Source organism: Luteimonas sp. 9C (assembly GCF_902506295.1).
GTDB lineage: Bacteria > Pseudomonadota > Gammaproteobacteria > Xanthomonadales > Xanthomonadaceae > Luteimonas.
Map to the genome: position 1 here is coordinate 2,240,100 of NZ_LR733312.1, position 24,193 is coordinate 2,264,292.

26 protein-coding genes and 1 pseudogene are annotated in these 24,193 nt (G+C 70.6%); 7 read left to right on the plus strand and 20 right to left on the minus strand.

The window, feature by feature from the left end:
* Positions 1–15: 15 nt before the first annotated feature.
* From CURTO8I2_RS10225 to CURTO8I2_RS10245, 5 genes are read right to left on the minus strand one after another with little or no spacing between them, the layout of a single operon-like run.
* Entirely contained in the window at positions 16–855 is an 840-nt protein-coding gene (locus CURTO8I2_RS10225; RefSeq protein ID WP_159680916.1) for a DUF72 domain-containing protein, read from the minus strand.
* 26 nt (positions 856–881) lie between these two features.
* The gene (locus tag CURTO8I2_RS10230; RefSeq protein ID WP_236551137.1) at positions 882–1,208 is read right to left on the minus strand and encodes a glyoxalase superfamily protein; all 327 of its coding nucleotides are present in this window, start codon (positions 1,206–1,208) and stop codon (positions 882–884) included.
* 46 nt (positions 1,209–1,254) lie between these two features.
* A complete protein-coding gene (locus CURTO8I2_RS10235) occupies positions 1,255–2,280 on the minus strand; it encodes a phosphotransferase (RefSeq protein ID WP_159680920.1) in 1,026 nt (341 codons plus the stop codon).
* Between the two features lie 51 nt (positions 2,281–2,331).
* Positions 2,332–2,757: a VanZ family protein gene (locus CURTO8I2_RS10240; RefSeq protein WP_236551070.1), complete on the minus strand. Its 426-nt coding sequence runs from the start codon at positions 2,755–2,757 to the stop codon at positions 2,332–2,334.
* Positions 2,758–2,767: 10 nt separating this feature from the next.
* Positions 2,768–3,952: an SAM-dependent methyltransferase gene (locus CURTO8I2_RS10245; protein ID WP_159680921.1), complete on the minus strand. Its 1,185-nt coding sequence runs from the start codon at positions 3,950–3,952 to the stop codon at positions 2,768–2,770.
* 219 nt (positions 3,953–4,171) lie between these two features.
* On the opposite strand from CURTO8I2_RS10245, the gene CURTO8I2_RS10250 reads away from it, so the two are divergent.
* On the plus strand, positions 4,172–4,903 hold the full coding sequence (locus CURTO8I2_RS10250) for a pteridine reductase (protein WP_159680923.1): 732 nt from the start codon (positions 4,172–4,174) through the stop codon (positions 4,901–4,903).
* A gap of 45 nt (positions 4,904–4,948) precedes the next feature.
* Here CURTO8I2_RS10250 and CURTO8I2_RS10255 read toward each other — a convergent pair whose 3' ends face one another.
* The 11 genes from CURTO8I2_RS10255 to tsaD form a co-directional block, all read right to left on the minus strand.
* A complete protein-coding gene (locus CURTO8I2_RS10255; protein ID WP_159680924.1) occupies positions 4,949–5,782 on the minus strand; it encodes a DUF6159 family protein in 834 nt (277 codons plus the stop codon).
* A 109-nt stretch (positions 5,783–5,891) separates the two neighbouring features.
* On the minus strand, positions 5,892–7,154 hold the full coding sequence (locus tag CURTO8I2_RS10260) for a glycosyltransferase (RefSeq protein ID WP_159680926.1): 1,263 nt from the start codon (positions 7,152–7,154) through the stop codon (positions 5,892–5,894).
* Positions 7,139–7,732: a hypothetical protein gene (locus CURTO8I2_RS10265; RefSeq protein ID WP_159680927.1), complete on the minus strand. Its 594-nt coding sequence runs from the start codon at positions 7,730–7,732 to the stop codon at positions 7,139–7,141. Before CURTO8I2_RS10265 ends, CURTO8I2_RS10260 begins: the two co-directional genes overlap by 16 nt.
* On the minus strand, positions 7,710–8,744 hold the full coding sequence (locus CURTO8I2_RS10270) for a glycosyltransferase (RefSeq protein ID WP_236551071.1): 1,035 nt from the start codon (positions 8,742–8,744) through the stop codon (positions 7,710–7,712). The genes CURTO8I2_RS10265 and CURTO8I2_RS10270 overlap by 23 nt, the downstream gene beginning before the upstream one ends.
* 116 nt (positions 8,745–8,860) lie before the next feature.
* Positions 8,861–9,817: an NAD(P)-dependent oxidoreductase gene (locus CURTO8I2_RS10275; RefSeq protein ID WP_159680931.1), complete on the minus strand. Its 957-nt coding sequence runs from the start codon at positions 9,815–9,817 to the stop codon at positions 8,861–8,863.
* On the minus strand, positions 9,802–10,668 hold the full coding sequence (locus CURTO8I2_RS10280) for an MBL fold metallo-hydrolase (RefSeq protein WP_159680933.1): 867 nt from the start codon (positions 10,666–10,668) through the stop codon (positions 9,802–9,804). The genes CURTO8I2_RS10275 and CURTO8I2_RS10280 overlap by 16 nt, the downstream gene beginning before the upstream one ends.
* A gap of 1 nt (position 10,669) precedes the next feature.
* Complete coding sequence (locus CURTO8I2_RS10285) at positions 10,670–11,674, minus strand: 3-oxoacyl-[acyl-carrier-protein] synthase III C-terminal domain-containing protein (RefSeq protein WP_159680935.1); 1,005 nt, start codon at positions 11,672–11,674, stop codon at positions 10,670–10,672.
* Positions 11,674–12,165, minus strand: coding sequence for a 2-amino-4-hydroxy-6-hydroxymethyldihydropteridine diphosphokinase (gene folK / locus CURTO8I2_RS10290; RefSeq protein ID WP_159680937.1), 492 nt, complete (start codon positions 12,163–12,165; stop codon positions 11,674–11,676). Before folK ends, CURTO8I2_RS10285 begins: the two co-directional genes overlap by 1 nt.
* Before the next feature lie 67 nt (positions 12,166–12,232).
* Positions 12,233–13,555, minus strand: a complete 1,323-nt coding sequence (locus tag CURTO8I2_RS10295) for a mechanosensitive ion channel domain-containing protein (protein WP_159680939.1) — start codon at positions 13,553–13,555, stop codon at positions 12,233–12,235.
* Between the two features lie 56 nt (positions 13,556–13,611).
* A complete protein-coding gene (gene folB, locus CURTO8I2_RS10300) occupies positions 13,612–13,968 on the minus strand; it encodes a dihydroneopterin aldolase (protein ID WP_159680941.1) in 357 nt (118 codons plus the stop codon).
* Between the two features lie 68 nt (positions 13,969–14,036).
* The gene (gene tsaD / locus CURTO8I2_RS10305; protein WP_159680943.1) at positions 14,037–15,071 is read right to left on the minus strand and encodes a tRNA (adenosine(37)-N6)-threonylcarbamoyltransferase complex transferase subunit TsaD; all 1,035 of its coding nucleotides are present in this window, start codon (positions 15,069–15,071) and stop codon (positions 14,037–14,039) included.
* Positions 15,072–15,253: 182 nt separating this feature from the next.
* On the opposite strand from tsaD, the gene rpsU reads away from it, so the two are divergent.
* The 6 genes and pseudogenes from rpsU to CURTO8I2_RS10335 all read left to right on the plus strand — a co-directional run bounded on the left by rpsU (position 15,254) and on the right by CURTO8I2_RS10335 (position 20,351).
* On the plus strand, positions 15,254–15,469 hold the full coding sequence (rpsU, locus tag CURTO8I2_RS10310) for a 30S ribosomal protein S21 (protein ID WP_101926061.1): 216 nt from the start codon (positions 15,254–15,256) through the stop codon (positions 15,467–15,469).
* 142 nt (positions 15,470–15,611) lie between these two features.
* Positions 15,612–16,055, plus strand: a complete 444-nt coding sequence (locus CURTO8I2_RS10315; RefSeq protein ID WP_159680945.1) for a GatB/YqeY domain-containing protein — start codon at positions 15,612–15,614, stop codon at positions 16,053–16,055.
* A complete protein-coding gene (locus CURTO8I2_RS10320; RefSeq protein ID WP_159680947.1) occupies positions 16,055–16,552 on the plus strand; it encodes a GNAT family N-acetyltransferase in 498 nt (165 codons plus the stop codon). The genes CURTO8I2_RS10315 and CURTO8I2_RS10320 overlap by 1 nt, the downstream gene beginning before the upstream one ends.
* A 146-nt stretch (positions 16,553–16,698) precedes the next feature.
* Positions 16,699–17,556 (plus strand): annotated as a pseudogene (locus tag CURTO8I2_RS10325) (YihY/virulence factor BrkB family protein); the annotation flags it as partial.
* A 216-nt stretch (positions 17,557–17,772) separates the two neighbouring features.
* Positions 17,773–19,500 (plus strand): DNA primase, encoded by a 1,728-nt coding sequence (gene dnaG / locus CURTO8I2_RS10330; protein ID WP_159680952.1) that lies wholly within the window; start codon positions 17,773–17,775, stop codon positions 19,498–19,500.
* 218 nt (positions 19,501–19,718) lie between these two features.
* Positions 19,719–20,351 (plus strand): hypothetical protein, encoded by a 633-nt coding sequence (locus tag CURTO8I2_RS10335; RefSeq protein WP_159680954.1) that lies wholly within the window; start codon positions 19,719–19,721, stop codon positions 20,349–20,351.
* Positions 20,352–20,705: 354 nt separating this feature from the next.
* Here the strand turns inward: CURTO8I2_RS10335 and cyoE are convergent, their stop codons facing one another.
* Genes cyoE through CURTO8I2_RS10355 form a run of 4 tightly spaced genes read right to left on the minus strand, consistent with a single transcriptional unit; the run spans position 20,706 to position 24,166 of the window.
* A complete protein-coding gene (gene cyoE / locus CURTO8I2_RS10340; protein WP_159680956.1) occupies positions 20,706–21,632 on the minus strand; it encodes a heme o synthase in 927 nt (308 codons plus the stop codon).
* Positions 21,633–21,639: 7 nt separating this feature from the next.
* A complete protein-coding gene (locus CURTO8I2_RS10345) occupies positions 21,640–22,839 on the minus strand; it encodes a COX15/CtaA family protein (RefSeq protein ID WP_159680957.1) in 1,200 nt (399 codons plus the stop codon).
* Positions 22,839–23,435 carry a hypothetical protein gene (locus tag CURTO8I2_RS10350; protein WP_159680959.1) on the minus strand — a complete coding sequence of 199 codons (597 nt, stop codon included), beginning with the start codon at positions 23,433–23,435 and terminating at the stop codon, positions 22,839–22,841. The genes CURTO8I2_RS10345 and CURTO8I2_RS10350 overlap by 1 nt, the downstream gene beginning before the upstream one ends.
* Positions 23,432–24,166: an SURF1 family protein gene (locus CURTO8I2_RS10355; RefSeq protein ID WP_159680961.1), complete on the minus strand. Its 735-nt coding sequence runs from the start codon at positions 24,164–24,166 to the stop codon at positions 23,432–23,434. Before CURTO8I2_RS10355 ends, CURTO8I2_RS10350 begins: the two co-directional genes overlap by 4 nt.
* Between the last annotated feature and the right edge of the window lie 27 nt (positions 24,167–24,193).

Here is a 24,193-nt window from a genome sequence, read left to right on the forward strand (position 1 = left end):
GCGCGCGGCGGCCGGTCAGCGCGTCGCCGCGGCCAGCCGCTGCTGCAGCGCCATCGCCGCGGCGGGGTTACGTGCCTTCGCCGCCGAGATGAAGAACACGAAGGTGTCGCGCGGGGTGACCGGCGCCGCGTCGCGCGCGCCGGCATAGGGCAGATCCGACGGCGCGTCGCCCCGGGCCCAGTCCAGCGCGCGGCGCGCCCAGGCGTCGAGCTGCAGGCCGGGATAGCCGGTCGCGCTGGAGGCCCGGCTGGCCATCAGCCGGGCGTAGACGAAGTCGCCGGTGATATCGGCGAAGGACGGGTACTCGCTGGAATCGGTGAACACCGTCGCCACGCCGCGCGCACGTGCCAGACGCAGCCAGGCCGCGCTCTGGAACGCGGGATGCCGCACTTCGACCGCATGGCGCAGCGGCAGGCCGTCGACGGCATCGGGCAGCAGATCGAGAAAGGCTTCGACGTCGTCGGCATCGAACCGGCGCTGCGGCGCGAACTGCCACAGCAACGGGCCGAGGCGATCGCCGAGCTCGGCGATGCCGCCTTCGACGAAGTCCGCGATCTGTTTCGCGGTGCCGGCCAGCGCGCGGGCACCGACGATGTGACGCGGCGCCTTCAACGAGAACACGAAGCCCGGCGGCGTCTCACTGCCCCACTTCGCATAGGTCGCCGGTTTCTGCGCGCCGTAGAAGGTGCCGTTGATCTCGATCGCAGTCAGCCGGCGGCTGGCGTATTCCAGCTCGCGCTTCTGCACGAGCCCCTTGGGATAGAAGTTGTCGCGCCACTCCGGATACGTCCAGCCGCCGATGCCGGTGCGGATGCCGTGGACGGGCTTGGGGGCGTCTGCGAACAGGTCGTCCATCGGAATCTCCTCGCGCCGCGGCGCGATCAGTCGGGGTGCTGCGCGAACCGCAGGCGATTGTGGTCGGGATCGACGAGCACCATTTCGCGCGTGCCCCAGTCCGTGTTCCAGGGCGCGGTCACGATCGGCACGCCGGCCGCGGCAAATGCATGCGCACAGGCGTCGACGTCGGCCACCTTGAAGTACACCGCGCCGCCGACGGCGCAATCGCCGGCATGCCCGCTGAGAAAGATCGTCTGTCCGTCGCGGGTGAGCTGCGCGAACAGCGGCAGGTCCGCATCGAAGCGGTGTTCCCAGTCGACGCTGAAACCGAGTGCGGCGTAGAACGCCAGACTGCGCCCGGCGTCGGTCATGCGCAGCTGCGGGATCACGGTCTGCACGGCGCAGCAGTCGTCCGGATCAGCCCGCCGCCAGCCGCGGACGCACGTGGCGGTCGAGCAGCACGCCCAGCGGCGCGAGCGCCGGATCGGTCGGCACCACCGCATCGAGATACGCGAGGAACCGCGGTGCATCGGCGAGGTATTTCGGCTTGCCGTCGCGGTGATGCAGGCGCGCGAAGATGCCCATGACCTTGAGATGCCGCTGCGCGCCGGTCAGCGCGACATCGCGCACGAACTGCGCCTGCATCGGCACCGGCAACCCGGCGTCCCGCGCGCGTGCGTGATAGCGCGCCAGCCAGGCATCGGCCTGCGCCTCCGGCCAGCTGTGGAAGGCGTCGCGCAGCAGGCAGGCCACGTCGTAGGCGATCGGACCGGTGACCGCGTCCTGGAAATCCAGCACGGCGACACCGCCTTCGACCGGCATCAGATTGCGCAGCATGTAGTCGCGATGCACAAGCACCTGCGGCTGCGCGAGCATCGCGCCGACCAGATGCGTCTGCACCGATTCCCAGCCGGCGCGCTCGTCATCGGAGAGCGTGACGCCGAGATGCCGGCCAAGGAACCAGTCCTCGAACAGTGCGAGTTCGCGGCGCAGCATCGCTGCGTCGAAGGCCGGGAGATCGTCCGGTGGCGCGATCGCCTGCAGACGCAGCAGCTGTTCGAAAGCCGCCTCCATCAGCGCGTCGGCATCCAGCGAGGCCAGCGCCTGCAGACAGGTCTCGCCGCCGAGATCCTCGAGCAGCAGGAAGCCCGCCTCGACCTCGCGCGCCCGCACGTGCGGCACGCGCACGCCATGCAGTTCCAGCAGATCGCGGATGCGCAGCCACGGGCGCACATCCTCCAGAGCCGGTGGCGAATCCATGACGATGCGCGACAGCCCGTTCGCCTCGCCGCGCCAGTAGCTGCGGAAGCCCGCATCCATCGACGCGCGCACGAGCGTCAGCGTCGCGTCACCGCTGGCCTCGCGGGCCCAGGCGAGGCGGGCATCGGCGCGTGCGGCATCGTCGGCGGGCGCGGACGCGTTGGGAGGCAGGACAGCGGACATGCGGTGGGCCAGGTCGGAAGTGGGGGGATTATCGGGGAATCGGTGCGGCGCTCAGCGCCCGACCCCGTCGAGCCCGCGCGTGTCGAACTGCAGCAGCACGTCGCGGAACGGAGTGAGCCGCGTGGACAGACCGACGATCACGCCGAGCGTATTGGCGAAAGCGTCGGCGCCGTCCTGCATCCGCGTGTCGGTCAACGCGCCCTGCGCGTATTCGAGACCGATGCCGAGCAGCACCAGTCCGACGCCCGCGCCCAGCAACGATGGCCAGCGCGCGTAGAGCTGCACCGCGGCCGCGGCCAGCGCGAAATAGGCCAGGAAATGGCCGAGCTTGTCGCCATCGGGGACGTCCGGCATCGGCACCGACGGCGCCAGCGACAGCACCACGACGCCCGCGATCGCCGCGATCCACAGCCCGCCCCACAGCACGGGACGCCGCAGCGGCTTGAACGAACGGCCGAAGCGCAGGCGCCGGCTCACGCGATCGGACTCACAGACGGTGGCTCATGTCGCCGATCAGGAAGGCGTGGTCGAAGTCGACATCCTTCGCGAAGCCGATCGCCTGGAAGGCCTCGCCCATTTCGCCCGGCAGCGTGAGCCGCTTGGCCTGCTGGCGCAGTGCGTATCGGCCGGCCTCGTCCGTCGCCAGTGCCTCGTGCGCGGCCAGGCGTTGTTCGAGTCGGTTGCCGAGCAGCAGCGAGGTCTGGTTGCAGTAGCCGGCGAACGCGAAGCCGGCATGCGTGCCGGCCTCGGCCAGTGCGGTGAAATCGACCGAGGCGGTCAGATCCTGCAGGCCCGGCAGCGCGAACACGTCGCCGGTCACCTGGTGGCGATGGAAGGCGCGCAGGGTGCCGGCGTCGCGATCATCGCGATAGAACTCGCGCCGCGCGTAGCCGTAATCGACGAACAGCATCGCGCCGCGGGTCAGGCCACCGGCGACGGCCTGCACCCAGTACGGCAGCTGCGGCAGCAGCTCGGAACGGTAGCCATCGGGCAGCGGCCCGCCGCGCTGGCGCTCCACGTGGCGCACCGCCGAACCGAGCAGCGCATCGGCCGGATGCACGGTGCGGCCGAAACCGTCGCCATCGCGGGTCACGTATTCCTCGAACACTTCGCCCTCGCCGATGACGAAGCGCGGCGTCGGCAAAGCGTCGACGACCTCGTTGGCGAACAGCACGCCCTGCCAGTCGCCGGGCATCGGACCGTCGACCCACTCGACGCGCGCGAACAGGTCCGCCGGCAGACGCCGCTGCAGATGGTCGCGCTGGCGTTCGCGCAGATCGGCGCTGGGCTCGAGGATCGCGTAGCGCGCGGGTGTGGCCTCGAGCGCCGCCAGATGCGCCAGCGCATCGCCGGCGAACGCGCCGCTGCCGCCGCCGATCTCGAGGAACTGCGCTTCGCTGCCGATCTCCCGCAGCACCGGCGCGAAGGCCTCGGCGATGCACTCGGCGAACAGCGCGCCCAGTTCGGGCGCGGTGACGAAATCGCCTGCAGCGCCGAACTTCGCCGCGCCCGCGCTGTAGTAGCCCAGGCCCGGCGCATACAGCGCGAGTTCCATGAATTTCCAGAACGGAATCGCGCCGCCGGCCTCGGCGATCTGGGAGTGGATCAGGGCGCGCAGGCGGTCGCTGTGCGCGAGGGCGTCGTCGGATGGCGCGGGGGGCTGGCTGGACATGCAGGACTTCCGGAACAGGCGCGCATCAGGATACGCGAGCGCACCTGAGGGCCTGCCGTCACACGCGCCTGCATCGCGCACGCTTCGATGCGCGCTGGCATCGCGCTCGCACCCCGGGCCCGCTGCCGACGGTCGCGGGACGATGGCGGTGCGCGGCGCCCGGGACCGGGATCGGCGGGTGGCGTAAGGTGACCGGCCCGTCGCCACGTCCCTGCCGGCATGTCCGCATCCGCTCCCGTCGTTCTCGTCACCGGCGCCGCCCGTCGCATCGGCGCGGCGATCGCACGTCGCCTGCATGCCGACGGGTACGCGGTCGCCCTGCACTGCCACCGCTCGCGCGACGACGCCGATGCGCTGGCTGCCGAGCTGGACGCACGGCGATCGGGCAGCACGCGGGTGCTGCAGGGCGACCTGGCCGATGCCGCGGCGGTGCCGACGCTCGTCGAGAGCACCGTCGCGCACTTCGGCCGGCTCGATGCACTGGTGAACAACGCGGCCGCGTTCGCGCCGACGGCGTTCCAGGACACGGACGCCGCCGCGTTCGATGCGCTGATGGCGACGAATGCGCGGGCGCCGTTCTTGCTGGCGCAGGCCGCGGCGCCGCATCTGCGCGCGGCACGGGGCGCGATCGTCAGCATCGGGGACCTCTACGCCGAACGCCCGCGTGCGGACCTGGTCGCCTACGCGGCGTCGAAGGCCGCGCTGCTCGGCCTGACCCGCGGGCTCGCGGTCGCACTGGCGCCGGAGGTGCGGGTCAACGCCGTCTCGCCCGGGGCGATCCTGTGGCCGGAGGACGGCGCGAACGCCGCCCAGCAGTCACGCATCCTCGAGGCGACGCCGCTGGCCCGGCTCGGCAGCGCGGAAGAAATCGCCGACGCCGTGGCCTGGCTGCTGCGCGGCGGCTTCACCACCGGCGAAGTGCTGCGGCTCGACGGCGGGCGTTCGCTGTAGCCTCCGCCCGATCCGCGTCACGGGCATCTGTTGCAGGCGCTGCGCCTAGCGCTTCGGCTCGAAGGCATGCGCCAGCTGCGCACCCGAGAATCCGTCCGGCACTTCGTGCGACACCGCGTAGCGGTAGAGCGCGGCCGAATAGATGCCGGTCAGCGCCGCCTGGTAGACGCCCAGCAGCAGCACGCCCAGCGCGCAGACGATGCCCACCGTGATGCCCAGCGCGACGGACGTCTGCAGCGCGATGAAGGTCAGGCCGATGCCGATCATCGCGACCAGCGTGGTCAGCAGGCCGAAGGCCGCGCCGATACCGACGTTGCCGATCGCGTTCTCGCCCCAGGTGCGCTTGAGCAGGGTCACGCTCTGCTTGAGCGCATCGATCGGCCCGATGTCGCGGCTGACCAGCACCGGCACCACCAGGAAGGTCGCCAGCGTCCACGCCACACCGAGTCCGCTGCCGAGCAGGCGCACCAGCACGTTGTTCTCGCTGTGCTTGAGCGACTGCAGCACCACGCCGACGGTCGCCGCGATCGCCGCATAGCCGAGGATCGCCGGGAGTCGGCGCCGCGCCGCGGCGAGGCCGTCGGAGAGTGTCGGGTCCCCGCCTTCGAGGCGGATCATCGCCGCGCCGACCAGCGCGCAGTTGAAGAACACGATCACCGTGTACTGGCAGAAGTAGAAGACGAACGCGAGCAGCAGCCCGGCCAGGCCGATCCCGTGCTCGAACACGCGCAGCGCGAACAGCGGCAGCACGAAGGTCGCCAGCACCGCCAGTGTGGCCAGTCCCGACAGCACCGGGAACAGCATCAGTTCCTTGTCCGAGCGCAGCACGGCCGCGCTCGCCTTCACCAGATCCCAGCTCCGCGACAGCTTGTCGAACATGATCGGTCTCCCCTGTGTGTCCGCGACGCCGGCACGCAGGCGTCGATGCGATGGTGGCGCCCGGCAGGCGCGTTGCCCAGTGACAGACGTCACCTTCGACGGTCGGGCACTACCACGACGTGTCGTCGGCGACCCATGTGACCAGCGGATGCGCATCGCTGGTCGCGCGCACCGCCGCCTGCAGGTCGGGCAGTCCGTCGAACAGCGCCGGCTCGGCGAAGGCACGGCGCACGGCGGCCTCGATCTCCGCGGGATTGCGCAGCCACAGGGCGGCGCGCGCGTGCTGCAGGCGCGCGGCATGGTCGAACTGGTCGTAGTCCTGCGGGCAGACGATCGCCGGACGCCCCGCGGCAAGGCACCGGTAGAGGATGCCGGCGCCGCCGTGGTGCACGACGAGATCGTAGTGATGGATCCAGCGCGCGTAGTCGACATAGGCCAGGCGCTGGTAGTTGGCCACGTGGTCGTGATGACCGGCGGCGCCGTCGCCATCGGTGAAATGGAATTCCACATCCGGCATCGCCGACGCCAGCGCACGCAGGGCTGCGTCGAAGCCGTCCTTGGCCCAGCGCAGATGCGTGCCCAGCGTGACCAGCACATGCCGGCGTCCGGCGACGAAGCGCGGCGCCGGACGCGGCGCCAGCCAGGGCGTATCGCGGCCGGGCGCGGGCAGCTGCGGGCCGATGAACCGCAGCGCGGCCGGCCAGGTGCGCGGAAATTCCAGTGCCTCGACACCGAGCGCGAGGATGCGCTGCGGCGAGTAGACCGCCTCGCTGCCGTCGTCGCGGTACAGCCGCGGCAGGCCCAGCGCGCTCATGCGTCGGCGATACGCACGATGCACGCCGCGCTTGAAACCGCGTACCGCCAATCGCGCCAGTGCGTGCTGCAGGCGCGCGCCGGCATGTGTGGCGGGCACCAGACCGCCCATGTAGGCCGGCGGCCCGTCCGGTGCTTCCAGCACGCACGGCGACGGCAGGCTGGTCCACCAGCGGATGCCGAGCGACTGCGCGACCGCACCGGCCGCCGGCACGGTGAAGTCGGCGATGACCAGCGCGGGGCGCGTGGCCGCATCCGTATAGGTATCGCGCAGGGCCTGCGCGAAGCGCGCCATCACAGCGAGCGCGGCGCGCAGTTGCCGGTGCATGCGCAGTGGACGATTACGCACGGCATGCCGCGGATCGGAAATCGCATCGAGGTCACGCTCGGCATCGGCATCGAGCAGCGGCACACCGACCAGACCGGCGCGTGCGATCTGCGCCATCGCCGACGGCGTCGACAGCACGCGCACCACGTGATGCGCGGCGAGTGTGCGCGCCATCGCGAGCACCGGGTGCAGATGCCCGCTGTAGGGCGGCGCGATCAGGTCGATGCGCATGGCGTCGCCGCGATGAAGTCTTCGCACAGCCGACGCACCTCGGGCTGGCGCAGGTAGTCCATGTGACCGCTTTCGACGCGGTGCACCGGACCGCGCCAGCCGACGCGCGAGATCCAGTCGCTGCGGCCCTGCACGCACAGCAGGCGGGCGACGTCCGGCGCCCGACGTGCGACCGGGCCGTACGCGAAGACATGCAGGCGTGCGTGCAGGTCGGCGTCCAACTGCAGATTCGCCAGCAGTTCGAGGCCGCAACTGCCGGCGAGCAGCACGATGTGATCGGCGCCTTCGAGCATCGCCACCACCGATGCGCGGTGACGCGCTGCAAATGCAGGGCGTCGCGCGCCGATGTAGTCGCCGAGATTGCGCAACGCCGCCAGCGGCAACGGGACAGCGACGTGCCCGGTGTCGGGTGCGGCATACGGAAAGTTGCAGTCCACCGCTTCGCGTCCGGGTGCGCGGAGCGTATCGAGAAACGCCAGTTGCTCGGGACTCAGACCACAGCGCGCGCGATCGCTGCGCCCGGTCAGGAACGCGATGCGGATCGGCGTGGCGGCTTCAGGCGACACGGAAGCTGCCATCGGCATGCACGCGAAAGCGCCGGCTGCGCCAGCGCACCGTGCGCACGACGCTCGCGTGCAGCAGATGCAACGGCTGCAGCAGTTCGGCCAGCAGCGACAGCAGCGGGCGCTGCGGCGCGGACACGCCCAGCCTGCGCTGCAGCCATGCGGGCACGGCCGCACGCAGCACGAGCACGCCGGTCACGCAGAGGGCGCCCGTCACCGTGGGCTGCATCGCCAGCGCGATGCCCGTCGCCCACAGCAGCAGCGGCGGTAGACCATGCAGCAGCGTGATCAGTACGCGCATGCGCAACGGCTGGCGCCGCAGCAGCAGGGTCGCGAACAGCATCCAGCGATGCATCTGGCGCAGGTAGTGCGCCGGGCCGTCGATGCTGGTGCGCACCTGCACCGGCGCGACGGTCTGGGCGATGCGGCCGCCGTGCGCACGGACCTGATCGGCCATCGCCAGGTCGTCGGCCAGCGCGTACAGCAGCGGCGCGAACCCGCCGAACGCACGCAGGCGTGCGGTGCGCAGCGCGTAGCACATGCCGTTGATCGAGACCGGCGGCGCCCACGCCAGCGGCGCGAGATAGGTCAGCGCCGCGTTGTCGTTGACGAACTGCGCCAGCAGCCGGCCCGGCAGACGCTCGCCGTCGTCGACGTAGCCCGGCAGCGCGGTTGCGATGTCGGCGGCATCGAGCGCTGTGACCAGACGCGCGAGTGCATCGGCGGTCAGCGTCGCGTCGTCGTCGAGCACCAGGCAGACCGGCGCGTCGACGGTGGCCAGCACGCGGTCGAGCTTGAAGCTCTTGGGATTCACGCCGTCGGGCGCGGGCGGGTTGACGTGCACCGCGATGACGGCGCGCGGCCGCGCCGCCTGCAGCGCTGCGACGACCTGCCGTGCGTGCGTGTCGCCGGCGTCGACGAGCCAGTGGAAGCGCGCACCGGGCAGTGCGTCGAGCGTGCCGCCCAGTACATCGATCAGACGCGGATCCCCACCGAGGATCGGTTGCAGCACCGCGACCTCGTGCATCGCAAAAGCAGCATCCGCACTCGGCAATGCGGCCTGCCGGTGGACCTCCCGGGATGCGCGGGTCGCGCGCACCGCCAGCAAGGCGCCGTACGCGCAGGCGAATATCGCCGCGAGGCTCAGGCCGCCCACTGCGCCCGCTGCCAGGCGATGAAGTCGTCGATGCCGGTGGCGATCGACACGCTCGGCGGACCGAGATCGGCCAGCATCCGCGCAGGATCGAAGGTCTTGGAATACGCGAACACGCCGACGCCGAAGCGCGTCAGCGGCGGTTCGCCGCGCAGCCGCAGCCCGCGCCACAGCCACTCGGCGACGGTCGCCAGTCGCAATGCGGTGCCGATGGGCACACGCCGCGTCGGCGACGGCAGATCCAGCCGCGCCAGCACGTCGAGCAGCAGCGCCTGGATGTCGACCGGCTGCGCGTTGGTCAGGTTGTAGCTGTCGACGGGGCGGTCCATCGTCGCGACGCGCAGCAGGTAATCCGAGAGCGTGTCGATCTGGATCAGATCGCCGACCACCGGCCGGTCCTGTCCGGTGAACAGCGGCAAGGCGCCGCGGCGCGCTGCCTCGAGGATGCGCGGAAACAGCACGGTGTCGCCGACGCCGAATACCGCGCGCGGCCGCACGATGACGTGTTCGCCGGGATAGTCGCGCACCAGCTGTTCGCCGGCGTACTTGGTTTCGGCATAGGTGTTGACGAACGTCGGGCCGACCGGACTGTTCTCGCGCAGGTCGTACTGGTGCGCCTCGCGATAGAACACCGAACTCGACGACAGGTACACCAGCCGCGGATGGCCGTTGCGCCTGCAGAAGTCGATGACGTGCCGGGTCGCGTCGACGTTCTGCGCGAGGTACTCGGCGCGCGTGCCCCAGGGCGACGAGCGCGCGGCGGCATGGATGACGACATCGGGCCGCACCGGCAGATCGAAGGGCCGGCTGAGATCGCAGCGGATGTAATCCGGCAGGCCGGTTTCGCGTCGACCGGTGCCGGCGAGCTGCAGATCGGCGCGCGCGGCATGGCGGCGCAGGAAGGCGCCGCCGACGAAGCCGGATGCGCCGGTCACGAGGATGCGCATGCGGACCCCCCGTGTGTCGCGGCGCGATACGCATCGAGACTGGCCCGGCAATGCGACGGCAGGATCGCGACGTCCGGCGCGGCGTGCGCAAGTGTGTGCAGCCGCTCGACGGTGCCCACGTAGGCCGCCCAGTCGTGGGTCACGAGCCGCGCCGGCCAGGTCGGCAGGCGCCGCTCGCGGAACGTCAGATGCGACCAGCAGGCGTCGGCGCACAGCAGCACCGCGCGGTCCTGTGCGTCGCGCAGGCATAGCCCCAGCTGCCGCGGCGCGTGGCCCGGCATCGGCACCGCGAACAGGCGGCCGTCGCCGAACAGGTCGACGCCCTCGCCCAGGCTCTGCCAGGGCGCAGGCAGTGCACGCGCGACGCCATCGCCGGCGTAGCGCACGCGCGCATCGAAATCGGTCGGCAGCAGCGCAGGCAGCCAGCCGTTGCGCAGGCCGCGCACGCGCGACATCGCACGCATCGATTCCAGGTCCTCGCGCATGCAGATGAAGCGCGCGTTCGGCAGATCGCGCAGGCCGGCGATGTGGTCGGCGTGGAAATGCGAGACCAGGCACCAGCGGATGTCGGCCGGTCGCAGGCCGTGCGCGGCGAGCTGGACCTCAAGCCGCTGCGCCTGCGGCAGGTCGACCGGCGTCGCCCAGCGGTAGAGGCGCTCGGGGAATCCCGCGGTCGCGTCCATGAAATGCGGCGCGTAGCCGGTGTCGTAGAGGATGGCGCCTTCGGTCGGATGCACGATCAACGCGACCATCGACGGAAATGTCACGTTGCCCCAGCGCCCTCCGGCCAGCGTGACGCGCTCGCAGTGGCGACACTGGCCGACGTCGAACAGGGTCAGTTCGACGCGCACGTTAGTACCGCAGCACCGCGCCGCCGACCGACAGGCCGGCGCCGGTGCCGAGCAGCAGGCAGGCGTGGCCGCGCTGCAGGCGACCGGTGTCGATCGCGTGGTGCAGCGCGTGCGGCAGCGAGGCGGCCACCTGGTTGCCGTGGTCGCCGAGGATGCGCACCGTGCGCGCCTCGGGCAGACGCAGCGCCTGCACGATGCGGTCGAGGCCGCCGCCCGAGGCCTGGTGCGGCACGACGCAATCGATGTCGTCGAGCGCCAGGCCGGCCGCGTCGAGCAGGCGCGTCAGCAGACGCGGCAGGCGCCGGCCGGCCATGCGGAACGTCGCCGGGCCGTCCATCTCGAAGCGGTAGGCATCGCGGTCGTCGTTGCGCGGATCGCCGGGCGCGATACGCGTGCCGCCACCGCGGATGCGGCAGGCGTCGGCGCCGTCGGCGAAGGTTTCCATGCGCCAGGCCAGCAAGGCCGAATCCTCACCGGACGTCGCGGCGCCAAGCACCACCGCGGCGGCGCCGTCGCCGAACAGCGGCGCGGTCACCGGATCGTCGGCGCGCAGCCCGCGCGACGGCACTTCGCTGGCGACCACCAGCACGCGGCGATACCGGCCCGCCGCGATCGAGGCCGCGATCAGATCCAGCGCGACCAGGAACCCCAGGCAGGTCGCGTTGATGTCGAATGCCGGAATGCCGGAGGTGCCGAGCCCCAGTGCACGTTGCACCAGCGCGGCCTGGCAGGGAATCGGTTGCTCCATGACCGCGCAGGTCGAGACGATCGCATCCAGCGCGCTGCCGTCGAGGCCGGCCGCGTGCAGCGCGGATTTCGCGGCGCGCGCCGCCATCCACGAGGCGGTCTCGTCCTCGCCGGCGATCCCGCGCATCGCCACACCGGTCGCGGCCTCGCTGCTGCCCGCGGCCAGCCCCAGCTGCGCGTCGAACACCGTCGAGGCCACGCGTCGCGCCGGATGATGACACCCGGTGCCGAGCACGCGCAGAGCCGCTGGTGCGTCCATCAGCCGTCGAGTCCGTCCACGCGCGCGAACGGCGTTTCGCGATCCGCATGCGCGTCCCACAGCTGCGCCAGCGGCGTGCCGTCGACCGGGTGCCGCCAGTCCGGTGCGATCTCCGCCGCCGGTCGCAACACGAAAGCGTGGCGCAGTTCGTCGCGCGGGATGCGGAGATTGCCGTCGCCGGTCAGCACCGCGTCGTCGAACAGCACGATGTCGATGTCGAGCGTGCGGTCGCTGTAGCGCGGACCGCTGCGGTCGCGTCCCTGCGCGTCCTCGAGCGCATGCAGCCAGTCGTTCAATGCCGCGGGCGCGAGGTCCGTGCGCAGCGTCGCCGCGGCATTGAGGAAATCCGGGCCCGTGTAGCCGACCGCCGGAAAGCGGTACACCGCCGATACCACCACGTCCTCGAAGCGCGCCCGCAGCGCGGCGATCGCCGCGCGCAGATGGGTCTCGGGATCGACGTTGCTGCCGAGGCTGAGCAGGGCGATGGACATGGCGCGCTCCGGTGGGGGCGCCATGATCGCCCATTGCCCGCGGTCCGCGCGAGGCGCGGCGTGCGCTTCAGACCGCGTCGGGCGCCGGCAGCGGCGGCGCGGCGCGCACCGGCGATGCGCCCTGCGCCGGCGCAGGACCGCCCGCGTCGAGACGCCGCAGATTGACGTCCACCGGTGCATCGCTGTGGCCCTGGAACACCCGCAGCCCGAACTCCGGCAGGATCGCCAGCAGGTGGTCGAAGATGTCGGACTGGATGCCTTCGTAGACGGCCCACGCGGTGTCGTTGGTGAACGCGTAGATCTCCAGCGGCAGCCCCGACTCGGTGGGCTGGAGCTGGCGCACCAGCAGGGTGAAGTCCTGGTGGATGCCGGAATGGTGCCGCAGGTAGTGCTCGACGTATGCGCGGAACGTCCCGAGATTCGTGACCCGGCGACGGTTCACCGCCTCGGCGCCCGTTTCGGCGAGCCGGGCGTTCCAGGCGCCGAGTTCCTGGTCCTTGCGGTCGAGATAGGCGTCGAGCACGGTGAAGCGACGGAATCTGGCGATCTCGTCCGGCTCGAGGAAGCGCACGCTGTGCTGGTCGAGGTGCAGCGCGCGCTTGATCCGGCGGCCGCCGCCTTCCGACATCTGGCGCCAGTTCTTGAACGCGTCGCTGACTAGCTTCTTGGTCGGCACCGTGGTCACGGTGCGGTCGAAGTTCTGCACCGTGACGGTATGCAGTGCGATGTCGATGACGTCACCGTCGGCGTTCTGGCTGGGCATCTCGATCCAGTCGCCCACGCGTACCCGGCCGTCGTTGCTGATCTGCACGCTGGCGACCAGGGACAGGATGGTGTCCTGGAAGATCAGCATCAGCACCGCGGTCATCGCGCCCAGGCCGGTGACGATGTGCAGGAACTCCGCGCCGATCAGCGTCGCCACCACCGAGATGCCGACCAGCACGAACATGATGATCTTGACGACCTGGAAGTAGCCCTTGATGGGCTTGTTCTGCGCCTCCGGCCGGCGTTCGTAACCGCGATTGATCGCATCGAGCGCCTTCGACACCGCCAGTGCGATCGTCAACACCACGAACACCTGGCAGAACCGCTCGACCAGCATCACCAGCCGCGGCGGCAGGTCGGGCACGAACGTGATGCCCCACGCGACCACCAGCGCCGGCACCACGTTGGCCAGCCGCGGAATCACCTGCAGCCGCACCTCGTGGTCGTGCTCCGCGCCGCCGAGCGGCGTCTTCATGATCAGCTTGCGCAGTCCGCGCAGCAGGACGCGCTTGGTGATGAAGTTCGCGATCCACGCCAGCAGCACCACCGCGCACAGCACGGTGACGGTATAGGCCCAGGGATAGGGCGCGAGGACGTCGCGGAGGCGTTCGAGTTGCAGCTGCATCGTGCGGGAATCTCCTGGTCATGCGCCACGCGGGGCGCCACGCCAGCCCGCGGCCCTCAGGTCTGGCGCGTACGTTCGATCTGGACGCCGACTGCGCGCGCACCACGCACCGCACCCGGCTTGCTGAGCTTCAATCGTACCCAATCGACCTTGAACTCCTCGATCACGATCGCCGCGCAGCGCTCGGCCAGCGTCTCGACGAGACCGAAGTCCGACGCCGCGACGTAGTCGATCAGGCGCTTGCTGACCGCCTTGTAGTTCAGCGTGTCCTCGATGTCGTCGCTGGCGGCGGGCACGCGGTTGTCGAACGCCATCTCGACATCGAACACCAGCGGCTGGCGGATGCGCCGCTCCCAGTCGTAGATGCCGATCAGCGCCTCGATCTCGAGACCTTCGATGAAGACTTTGTCCATGGCGGCGATTGCATGCGGCGGAAAGTCCGCAGCTTAGCGGCAGCGATGCGACGGCGTCGCCCGACGGGTCACGCGGCTGTGAGCGGCGGCAGCGACGCCATGTCCCAGCGCGGCACCACATGCACCGCGGCATCGCCGTGCTGGCCGGCTTCGAGACGCAGCGCACCGGCGAAGGCGATCATCGCGCCGTTGTCGGTGCACAGCGCCGGGCGCGGGAAACACACGCGACCGCCGCGTCGCTGCGCGTCGGCCCGGAGTGTCTCGCGCAGGCGCGTGTTGGCGCCGACGCCGCCGGCGACGATCAGCGTGTCGAAACCCGTGGCATCGAGCGCACGCGCGCATTTGATCGCCAGCGTGTCGACCACGGCATCCTCGAAGCCGCGCGCGATGTCGGCTTTCGTGGTGTCGGACTGGTCGCTGCCCTGCCAGGCCAGCAGCACCTGGGTCTTGAGCCCGCTGAAACTGAAATCCAGGCCCGGCCGCGTGGTCATCGGCCTCGGGAACCTGAAAACGCCGGGCGTGCCGTGCGCGGCGAGCGCGGCCAGCTGCGGTCCGCCGGGATACGGCAGACCCATCATCTTCGCGGTCTTGTCGAAGGCCTCGCCGGCGGCATCGTCGAGCGTCTCGCCGAGCAGGCGGTAGCGGCCGATCGCATCGACGGCGACCAGCTGGGTATGTCCGCCCGACACCAGCAATGCGACGAACGGCGCGGCCGGTGGGTCGTCCTCCATCAAGGGCGCCAGCAGATGGCCTTCCATGTGATGCACGCCGATCGCGGGCACATCCAGCCCCCAGGCCAGCGACCGGGCGACACCGGCGCCCACCAGCAACGCTCCGACGAGACCGGGGCCGGCGGTATAGGCCACGCCGTCGATGTCGGCGGTCGACAGGCCCGCCTCGGCCAGCGTCTGCCGCACCAGCGGCAGCAGCTTGCGCACATGGTCGCGGCTGGCGAGTTCGGGCACCACGCCGCCGTATTCGGCGTGCAGCGCGATCTGGCTGTACACCGCGTGGGCGCGCAGTCCTTCGGCGCCGCCGAGCGCCGTGTCGTAGACGGCCACGCCGGTTTCGTCGCAGGAGGTTTCGATGCCGAGGACTTTCATCGCGGGACTGCCTTCGAAGCGGAACGGGAGCGCCGCGCGGGGCACGGCAGCCCGCAGCTTGCACACCGCCGCGGGAGACCGCTATGATACGCGGCTCGCCGGGCCCGAGCCCGGTGGTATCGCATTCGAAATTCGATTCGAGCCGGTCATCAGGACCGGACGATCAGATCCCCGGAGATTCCATGCCAAGCGTCAAAGTCCGCGAAAACGAGCCCTTCGAGTTTGCGCTGCGTCGTTTCAAGCGCACCTGCGAGAAGGCCGGTGTGCTCGCCGAAACCCGCAAGCGCGAGTTTTACGAGAAGCCGACCCAGGAGCGCAAGCGCAAGGCCGCTGCTGCCGTGAAGCGCCAGTCGCGCCGCGTTTCGCGCGACGTCACCAAGCGCCAGCGCCTGTATTGATCGGCCCGGACCGGGAGTTCCCGGTTCGATCCATCGATGACGCGAAAGCCGGCAGCGCCCTGCGCCGCCGGCTTTTTGTCGTCTCCGCCGTGGACCATGTCCGGTTCCGGCGCCCCCGCATCTGTCCGCCCCGGAGCCCGCCATGCCCCTGAAGCCGCAACTCACCGAAGACATGAAGGCCGCGATGAAGGGCGGCGACAAGCACGCGCTCGGCGTGATCCGCCTCATGCTGGCCGCGATCAAGCAGCGCGAAGTCGACGAGCGCATCGAACTCGATGACGCCGCGGTGCTGGCCGTGCTCGAGAAGATGGTCAAGCAGCGCCGCGATTCGGTGAGCCAGTACGAGGCCGCCAACCGCGAAGACCTGGCCCAGGTGGAGCGCGACGAGATCGTCGTCATCGAGCGCTATCTGCCCGAGAAGCTCGGCGAGGATGCGATCCTGGCTGCGATCGCCAGCGCCAAGGCCGAGACCGGCGCCGCAGGCCCGGCCGACATCGGCAAGCTGATGGCGGTGCTCAAGCCGCAGCTCGCCGGCAAGGCCGACATGGGCGTGGTCTCGCGCCTGGTGAAGCAGTCGCTGGGCTGATGCCGGCCGTCGCGGACGTCGTACTGCGCGCGGCGCGTCCCGAGGACGTGCCGCAGGTGCTCGCCCTGATCCGCGAGCTGGCCGATTACGAGCGCCTGTCCGGCGCCGTCGTCGCCACCGAGGCCCTGCTCGCCGATGCGTTGTTCGGCGATGCGCCCGCCGCCGAGGTCGTGATTGCCGAAGTCGACGGCGCGCCCGCCGGCTTCGCGCTGTTCTTCCATACGTTCTCGACCTTCCTCGGCCGTCGCGGCCTGTATCTGGAAGACCTGTTCGTGCGCCCCGCGCATCGCGGGCGCGGGATCGGCACGCAGCTGATGCGCCATCTGGCGGCACTCGCCCTTGCGCGCGGCTGCGGCCGTTTCGAGTGGACGGTGCTCGACTGGAACGCGCCGGCAATCGGCTTCTATCGCGCACTCGGCGCCGCGCCGCAGGACGGCTGGACCGTGCAGCGCGTCGAAGGCGACGCCCTGCACGCACTCGCCGCCGCCACGCGCTGACAGGCCCTGCGCTTCACGCGCTGCTACGACACGGTGCATAAGGTGACGGCAACGCCGCAGGGGCCGCACGCGCGCCGCACATCGGCTTTTTCGAACCGCACCGCATGAGCAGCTCGCCGCAGGACACCTTCGAATCCGATGCACCCGTGCGCCACACGCGCTGGGGCCGCCTGCGCACGCGCGTGGACAAGGGCGTCACCCGGCTCGAGGACAGCCTGCCCGCGGCGCTGGTCAAGCGTTTCGTCGATGCGGACCTGCTGACCCAGGCCGCTTCGCTGTCGTTCTACACGCTGATCTCGCTGGCGCCGCTGCTGATCCTGGTGCTGTGGATCACCGCATCGCTGTATCCCTCCGCGCAGGAAGCGCTGCTCGCGCAGATCGGCGCGTTTGCCGGCGAAGGGGCGCAGACGGTCGCCACCACCGTCATCCAGAACGCGAACGAACAGCCCGATGTCGGCTCGCTCGCCGGCCTGTGGAGCACGCTGCTGCTGTTCGTCGGCGCGACGGTCGTGTTCGCGCAGCTGCAGGGCACGCTGAACCTGATCTTCCGGACCGACGGCGACCGTCTGCCCGGCGGCCTGATGGCGTTCCTGCGCAAGCGTGTCTTCTCGGCGGGCGTGGTGTTCGCGCTCGGCTTCCTGGTGCTGGTGTCGACGCTGATGACCACCGCCGTGGAAGTGATCTTCGCCAACGTGCCTTCGATCCTGCCGCTGGTCGGCAACGCGCTGATGCTGGTGCTGTATTCGCTGGCCTTCGCCCTGCTCTACCACTACCTGCCCGACCGTCGCGTGCGCTGGCGCCAGGCCTTCTTCGGCGGCCTGATCACGTCGGTGCTGTTCGTGTTCGGTCGCTGGGCGATCGGCATCTACATCACCCACGCCGCGCCCGGCAGCGCCTATGGCTCGTTCGGCACGCTGGTGATCCTGCTGATCTGGATGTACTACGCCGCGACGATCTTCTTCGTCGGCGCATTGATCACCGCGGTCATCGACGAACGCCTGCGCCGCGCATCGGTCGAACGTGCGCTGCGCAAGCGCGCCGAACGCCAGGCGGCCGCGATCGCGAACGCGCCACCGCCGGCGGCCTGAGGCATCCGGGCGCGGCAATACGCGCGGCGCGTGGCATCCTAGCGTCCGCATGATCCGCGCCGTCCCCACCCTGCCCTGCCTGCCCCGCGTCCGTCGCCCGGTCGCTGCTGCGCGCCTGCGCGGAGCACGCTGATGGCACGCATCCCCGACGCCTTCATCGACGACCTGCTGGCGCGCACCGACATCGTCGAGGTCATCAACGCGCGCGTGCCGCTGAAGCGGCAGGGCAAGGAATACGCATCGCGCTGTCCGTTCCACGACGAGCGTTCGGCGAGCTTCACCGTGTCGCCGACCAAGCAGTTCTATCACTGCTTCGGCTGCGGGGCGCATGGCACCGCGATCAGCTTCCTGATGAATTACGACCGCCTCGAATTCCTCGATGCGGTCGACGAGCTGGCCAAGCGCGCCGGCATGGAGATCCCGCGCGACACCCAGCAGCGCGAGGCGCGGCCCGACAGTGCACCGATGTACGACGCGCTCGAGGCCGCGTCGCGCTTCTTCGTCCGCGAACTCGCCGGCAACGAGACGGCGCGCGCCTATCTCGACGGCCGCGGCGTCGATGCCGGCATCCGCGAGCAGTTCGCGATCGGCTATGCGCCCGATGGCTTTTCCGCGCTCAAGGATGCGCTGGGCAAGGACGATGCGCGCCGCATCGCGGTGCTGGAGAAGGTCGGCCTGCTGTCGAAGAACGACCGCGGCCACAGCTACGACAAATTCCGCGACCGGGTGATCTTTCCGATCCACGACCGCCGCGGCCGCGTGATCGCGTTCGGCGGCCGCGTGCTCAAGCCCGAGGATTCGCCCAAGTACCTCAACTCGCCCGAGACGCCGCTGTTCCACAAGGGCCGCGAGCTCTACGGTCTGTGGCAGGTCCGGCAGGCGAACCAGAAGATCGAGCGGCTGGTCGTGGTCGAGGGCTACATGGACGTGGTCTCGCTGTTCCAGTTCGGCGTACCGCAGGCGGTGGCCACCCTGGGCACGGCGACCACGCCCGACCACGCCGAGCTGCTGTTCCGCAATGCGCCCGACGTGTTCTTCTGCTTCGACGGCGACGCCGCCGGCCGACGCGCGGCGACGCGGGCGATGGAATCGGTGCTGCCGCGCATGCGCGACGGACGCCAGGCCTTCTTCCTGTTCCTGCCCGACGGCGAGGACCCCGACACCATCGTGCGCACCGAAGGCGCGCCCGGCTTCGAGGCCCGCCTGGCCCAGGCCACGCCGCTGTCGACGTTCTTCTTCGACACCCTGGGCGAGGGCATCAACCTGTCGACGCTGGACGGCAAGGCGCGGCTGGCCGAACGCGCCAAGCCGATGCTGGGGCAGATTCCTGACGGCGCCTTCGCCGACCTGATGCGCCAGCGCCTGGCGGAGCTCACCGGCCTGGGCGGCGTCACGCCAGCGCCCCAGGCCGCCCCCGGTCGCATGCTGCGCGGCGGTCGCGGCGCACCGCCGCCCAAGCGCAGTGTCGTGCGGCACGCCATCGCCCTGCTGCTGCAGAAGCCGGGACTCGCGGCGCAGCTGCCGCCCCCGTATCCCTTCGTCGCCCTCCGTCAGCCCGGCATCGAACTGCTGACCGAGCTGATCGCCATCGGCAGCGTACGTCCGGACATCACCACCGGTGGACTGCTGTCACAGTTCGAAGAACGCGAGGAAGCGCCGGCGCTGCGCAAGCTCGCGGTCCAGGCGTTCGCCGGCGACGAGGCGTCGTGGGCCCAGGAGCTGCAGGACGCCATCGCGCAGCTCGACCGCCAGGTGCTGCAGCAACGCATCGACGACCTGCTGGGACAGCAGCGCGAGGGCACGCTGGACGCCGACGGCAAGCAGGCCCTGCGGGAACTGCTGATCCAGCGCGCCCGCTGATCCGAAATGTAAGCGCTTTCAACCACTTGGCGCTTACGTTCTGCTGACGATTCCTTAACCTTCGCGCTGGTTTGATCCCCGCGGGGGATCGACCGGTACGGGGTGGCGCAGCAGCGTCAGGTCGACCTGTCCGTCCAGCACCACGTGTCCGCCGAGTCCGCGTAGACGGGTCCGGCGCGGTGCCCCCGCCCTTTTTCCTTTCCCCGACAGGTCGCCACATGATCCGATCCATCCCCTTCCCGTCCGCGCGCCTCGGCGCCGGTCTCGTCTGCGCCGCAGTCTTCCTGGGCGCCTGCGCCAAGATCGACACCCCGCCACCGCTGGCCAAGCCGCTGCACATCGATCTCGCCGCGCCGGTTGCCGAGCAGGTCGACCTGGCCTGGCCGCGACAGGGGCGCGCGCTCGCGGCCGAGCACACGATCACCGAATCGCGCGACGTCACCCTGCGCCTGCCCGATGGCCAGCAGGTCGTCGTGCCCGCCGACCGGATCGCGTTCACGCAACAGGGTGGCCTGCTGGTCGGCGTCCACATCCAGCCGGTCGGCGGCGCACTCGATCATCCCGATGCGCTGGCGCAGACCCGTCAGCTGCTCGAATCGAACCGCCTGCTCGACCCGGCGCTCGCCCACACGCTCGCCGGCTGGAACGCGCGCGATGCCACGCAGCAGACCGCGCGCGTGACGATCCGCGATGTGGACGTCCAGGTGGCACTGACCCCCGACACCCGGACGGGCTGGCAGGCCACGCTCGATTTCGAGCCGCGCACCTGCGAGATGCCGGCCGGCCTGGACGGCGATCCGGACGCCTGCCTGCAGGCGACGCCGACCTCGACCGTGGTCGCGGGCGGCTGATCGAGCACCCGGGACGCAGCGCCGCGCGTCCGCACGGACGGCGGCGAGGCACCGGCGCCACGCGGGACACGCGATTGCGGCGTCCGCCGTGGGCGCTGCGCGCGAGTCAGCGTAGGATGCGTCGTGATCCGGCGCTTGGACGCCCGATCAGATCCGGCGCGGAGCCTGCGCTCCGCCGCCGCCCGTCAGACCCAGCGGAGCGCGACGATGGCCAAGAGCCTCGACAAGAAGAAAGAGACCAAGAAGAAGCCGGTCAAGACCCTGAAGGAAAAGCGGGCCGACAAGGCCGCGAAGAAGTCCTGACCCGGACTGCGCCGGCGGGCCCCGCGCCCGCCGGAGCGGACGCGTCCCGCATCAGCCGAGGCGCTGGAACTCCAGTCCACCGGCCGCCGCGCCCGCGCCCGGCAACCACGGCAGCAGCCAGTGGTCGATGAGCAGGAACGCGAACAGCGCCATCAGATACACGACCGAATAATTGAACATCCGCATCGCGAAGAACTCGTCCGGCGGATCGAGCAGGCGCCACGCGTACCAGAGGAACACCAGGCCCAGCACCACCGCGCCGCCGAGATAGAACACGCCACTCATGCCGATCGCGACCGGCAGCAGGGTGATCACCACCAGCAGCACCGTGTAGATCAGGATCTGCCAGCGCGTATACGCCACGCCGTGGGTCACCGGCAGCATCGGCACCAGCGCGCGCGCGTAGTCCTCGCGGCGGAAGATCGCCAGCGCCCAGAAATGCGGCGGCGTCCACACGAAGATGATCAGCACCAGCAGCAGCGCATGGGCCCAGTCCCACTGGCCCTGCATGTTGGTCACCGCGGCCCAGCCCAGAAGCGGCGGCGCCGCGCCCGCCACGCCGCCGATGACGATGTTCTGCGGCGTCGCGCGCTTCAGCCAGCCGGTGTAGATCACCGCGTAGCCGATCAGCGAGGCGAACGTCAGCGCGGCGGTCAGCACGTTGACCAGCAGCACCAGGATCGCCATCGACGCCGCGCCCAGTGCCAGCGCGAACACCAGCACCTGCACCGGACGCAGCGCACCGGTCGCCAGCGGCCGGTGCGCGGTGCGTGCCATGACCTTGTCGATGCGCTGGTCGATCAGATGGTTGATCGCTGCCGCCGAGGCCGCCGCCAGCCAGATGCCCAGCAGACCGAACACGGTCTCCTTCCACGGCGGCAGGCCCGGCACGGCGAGGAACATGCCGACCAGCGCGGTGAACACGATCAGCGCCACCACGCGCGGCTTGGTCAGCGTCCAGTAGTCGCGTGCCTGCATCGCCACCTCAGTCCGGCCGCTTCAGGCGCGCGAGCAGCGAGACCAGCACGAACAGCAGTAGCGCGGCACCGCCGTTGTGCATGACCGCCACGGACAGCGGCAAGGCGAGCTTGACGTTGAGAATGCCGAGCGCAACCTGCGCGCAAGTCAGCAACGCGAGCGCGACCGCCCAGCCCCGCAGGCCGGGCGTGCGCAGCAGGCGCACTGCGAATGCGATCAGATAGGCGAACACCGCGATCGCCATGACCCGGTGCGCGAGCTGGATCGCCACACGCGCCGCGCCGTCGAGCACGCCGCCTTCGTAATCCACGCCGACGCCGCGCCACAGCACGAAGCCTTCGCGGAAATCGGCCTGCGGCCACCATTGCCCGACGCACTTCGGGAAGTCGACGTAGTGGTGCGCGTCGGTGACCCAGCCGCCGGCGCCGCACGCGAGCGCGGCGTAGTTCGCGCTGACCCAGCCGCCGAGCGCGATCTGCACGCCGACCAGCGCCAGTGCGCCGAGCGTCCAGCGTCGCAGCGCCGGTGCATCGACCAGCACGATCGGCTGCACCGTTGCCCGCCACGCCATCCACAGCAGCAGCGAGAACGTCAGCATGCCGCCGAGCAGATGGCCCATGACGATGACCGGCTTGAGCAGCATCGTCACCGTCCACTTGCCGAGCAGCGCCTGGAAGACCACCACCGCCAGCGTCAGCGCCGCTGCGCGCGCCAGATCGACGTTCGACCAGCGCAGCGCGGCGATCAGCAGCAAGGCCTCGCCGAGCGCGGCGATGCCGAGTGCGGCCATGACGTGGCCCTGCATGTAGAGCGGGATCGCGAGCGCCACCAGCGCCGAGGCGCCCAGGATCTGCAGCACCCCGAAGCGGCGTCGACGTGCCGCCAGCAGCGCCAGGCCCAGCACCAGCACACCCAGCGTCGCCGCCAGATGGCGGTGCACCTGTTCGCGCCAGGCCTTGTGCCACTCGAACTCGCGGATCGCGCTCGCGGCGTGGTCGACGACCTCGGACGCGGCCTGCGGCCACGCCGCACGGCCGTAGCAGGTGGGCCAGTCGGGACAGCTCAGCCCGGCGTCGGAAAGACGCACGAACGCGCCGAACACGATCACGCACAGCGTGAGCGCGGCGGCGAGCCAGGCGATGCGGTGGAAATGCTTGTGGGTCGCCGGACGGAACGGCGTGGCGCGCGCGGGGGGCGTCTGGGTCATCACTTGAGCTTCAGCAGCTTGGCCATGTCGCTGCGCAGGTCGCCCGGATCGAACCCCGGGGCGTAGCGCAGGATCACGAACCCGTTCGGATCTACGACGTAGGCCGGGACGCCATTGTCCGCTTCGCCGGGGCCGCCGTCGATGCGCGGTAATGTCGCACGCAGCGCCGGGTCAGCTTCGACCACACGCCATGCCGGATTGCGGACCGCGCCCTCGGGCACCGCGCCCGCCCAGAGGATGTCGACGTGGTCGGCATTGCGGCCGAACAGCTGCCACACCAGATCGAGCTGCCGCGACACTTCGACGCAGGCCTGCGCGCAATCGCGCGGCGGCGCGACGAGGATGCGCCAGCGCCGCTCGGCCGGGCGCCAGTCGTAGGTGCCGCCTTCGATCAGATGCAGCGGATGCGTGCGCAGGTCGCCGGGCGGATCGAGCAGCTCGCCCTTGTTCTGCATGCCCGACGGACGCCAGCCCGAGAACCGCAATGCACCGGCGACCAGCGCGCTGCCGAGGAACAGCACCAGGATCAGCACCAGCAGCATTCGATTGCGGTTGCGCTGCGCGGGCGGCAGCGTCGACGCGGGAGATGGATTCATCGGCGGCGGGTCCGGAACGTGAGCACGAGGGCGATGACGAGCACCGCGAGGGCGAGCCCGAACCATTGCACCGCGTAACCGAGGTGCTTGTCGGGCGTGAGCGTGTTGGGGAGCACGTCGAGATCGCGCAGGTAGCCGATGTCGAGCGCCGGATCGAGCCGCAGCACGCGTGGCGGCAGCGCTGGCAGACCGGTGTCGGCGGCGAGCGCGGCGAGATCGATGCGGGTCATCAGCACCGCATCGCCGGGCGCGAGCGCCGGTCCGAGCGCGAGGCCGGGCGACGGCGGCGGCGCAAGCAGGCCGCGCAGCGCGAGCTCGCGTCCGAGCAGCCCGTCGCCGCGCACGATGGCGGCATCGGGCAGACGCGTGACCCGGTCGACGAGCGGGGTCCAGCCCAGATCGACCAGCAGCGGCGGCGCGTCGTCGGGCGCGAACAGCCGGTAGACGCGCAGACCGGGCATCCCGGCCTGGATCTGGTTGTCGAGCACGAAGGCCGGACGGTCGACGAAACGGCCGCGACCCGCGCTCCAGTCGTAGTCACGCGCCCGTCCGGCATCGCCGGCCGCGGCCAGCGGCACCGGCGTACGGGCGGCGAGCGTGGCCGCGACCGCGTCGAGCATCGTCTGCTTCTGGCTCATCCGCGACAGCTGCCACTGGCCCAGCGACACGAAGGCCGCAATCGCCAGCACGGCCAGTGTCCAGCCGATGATGCGGGTCCGGCGCAGACTCACGCGCGACCCTCCGCGGACTGCAATAAT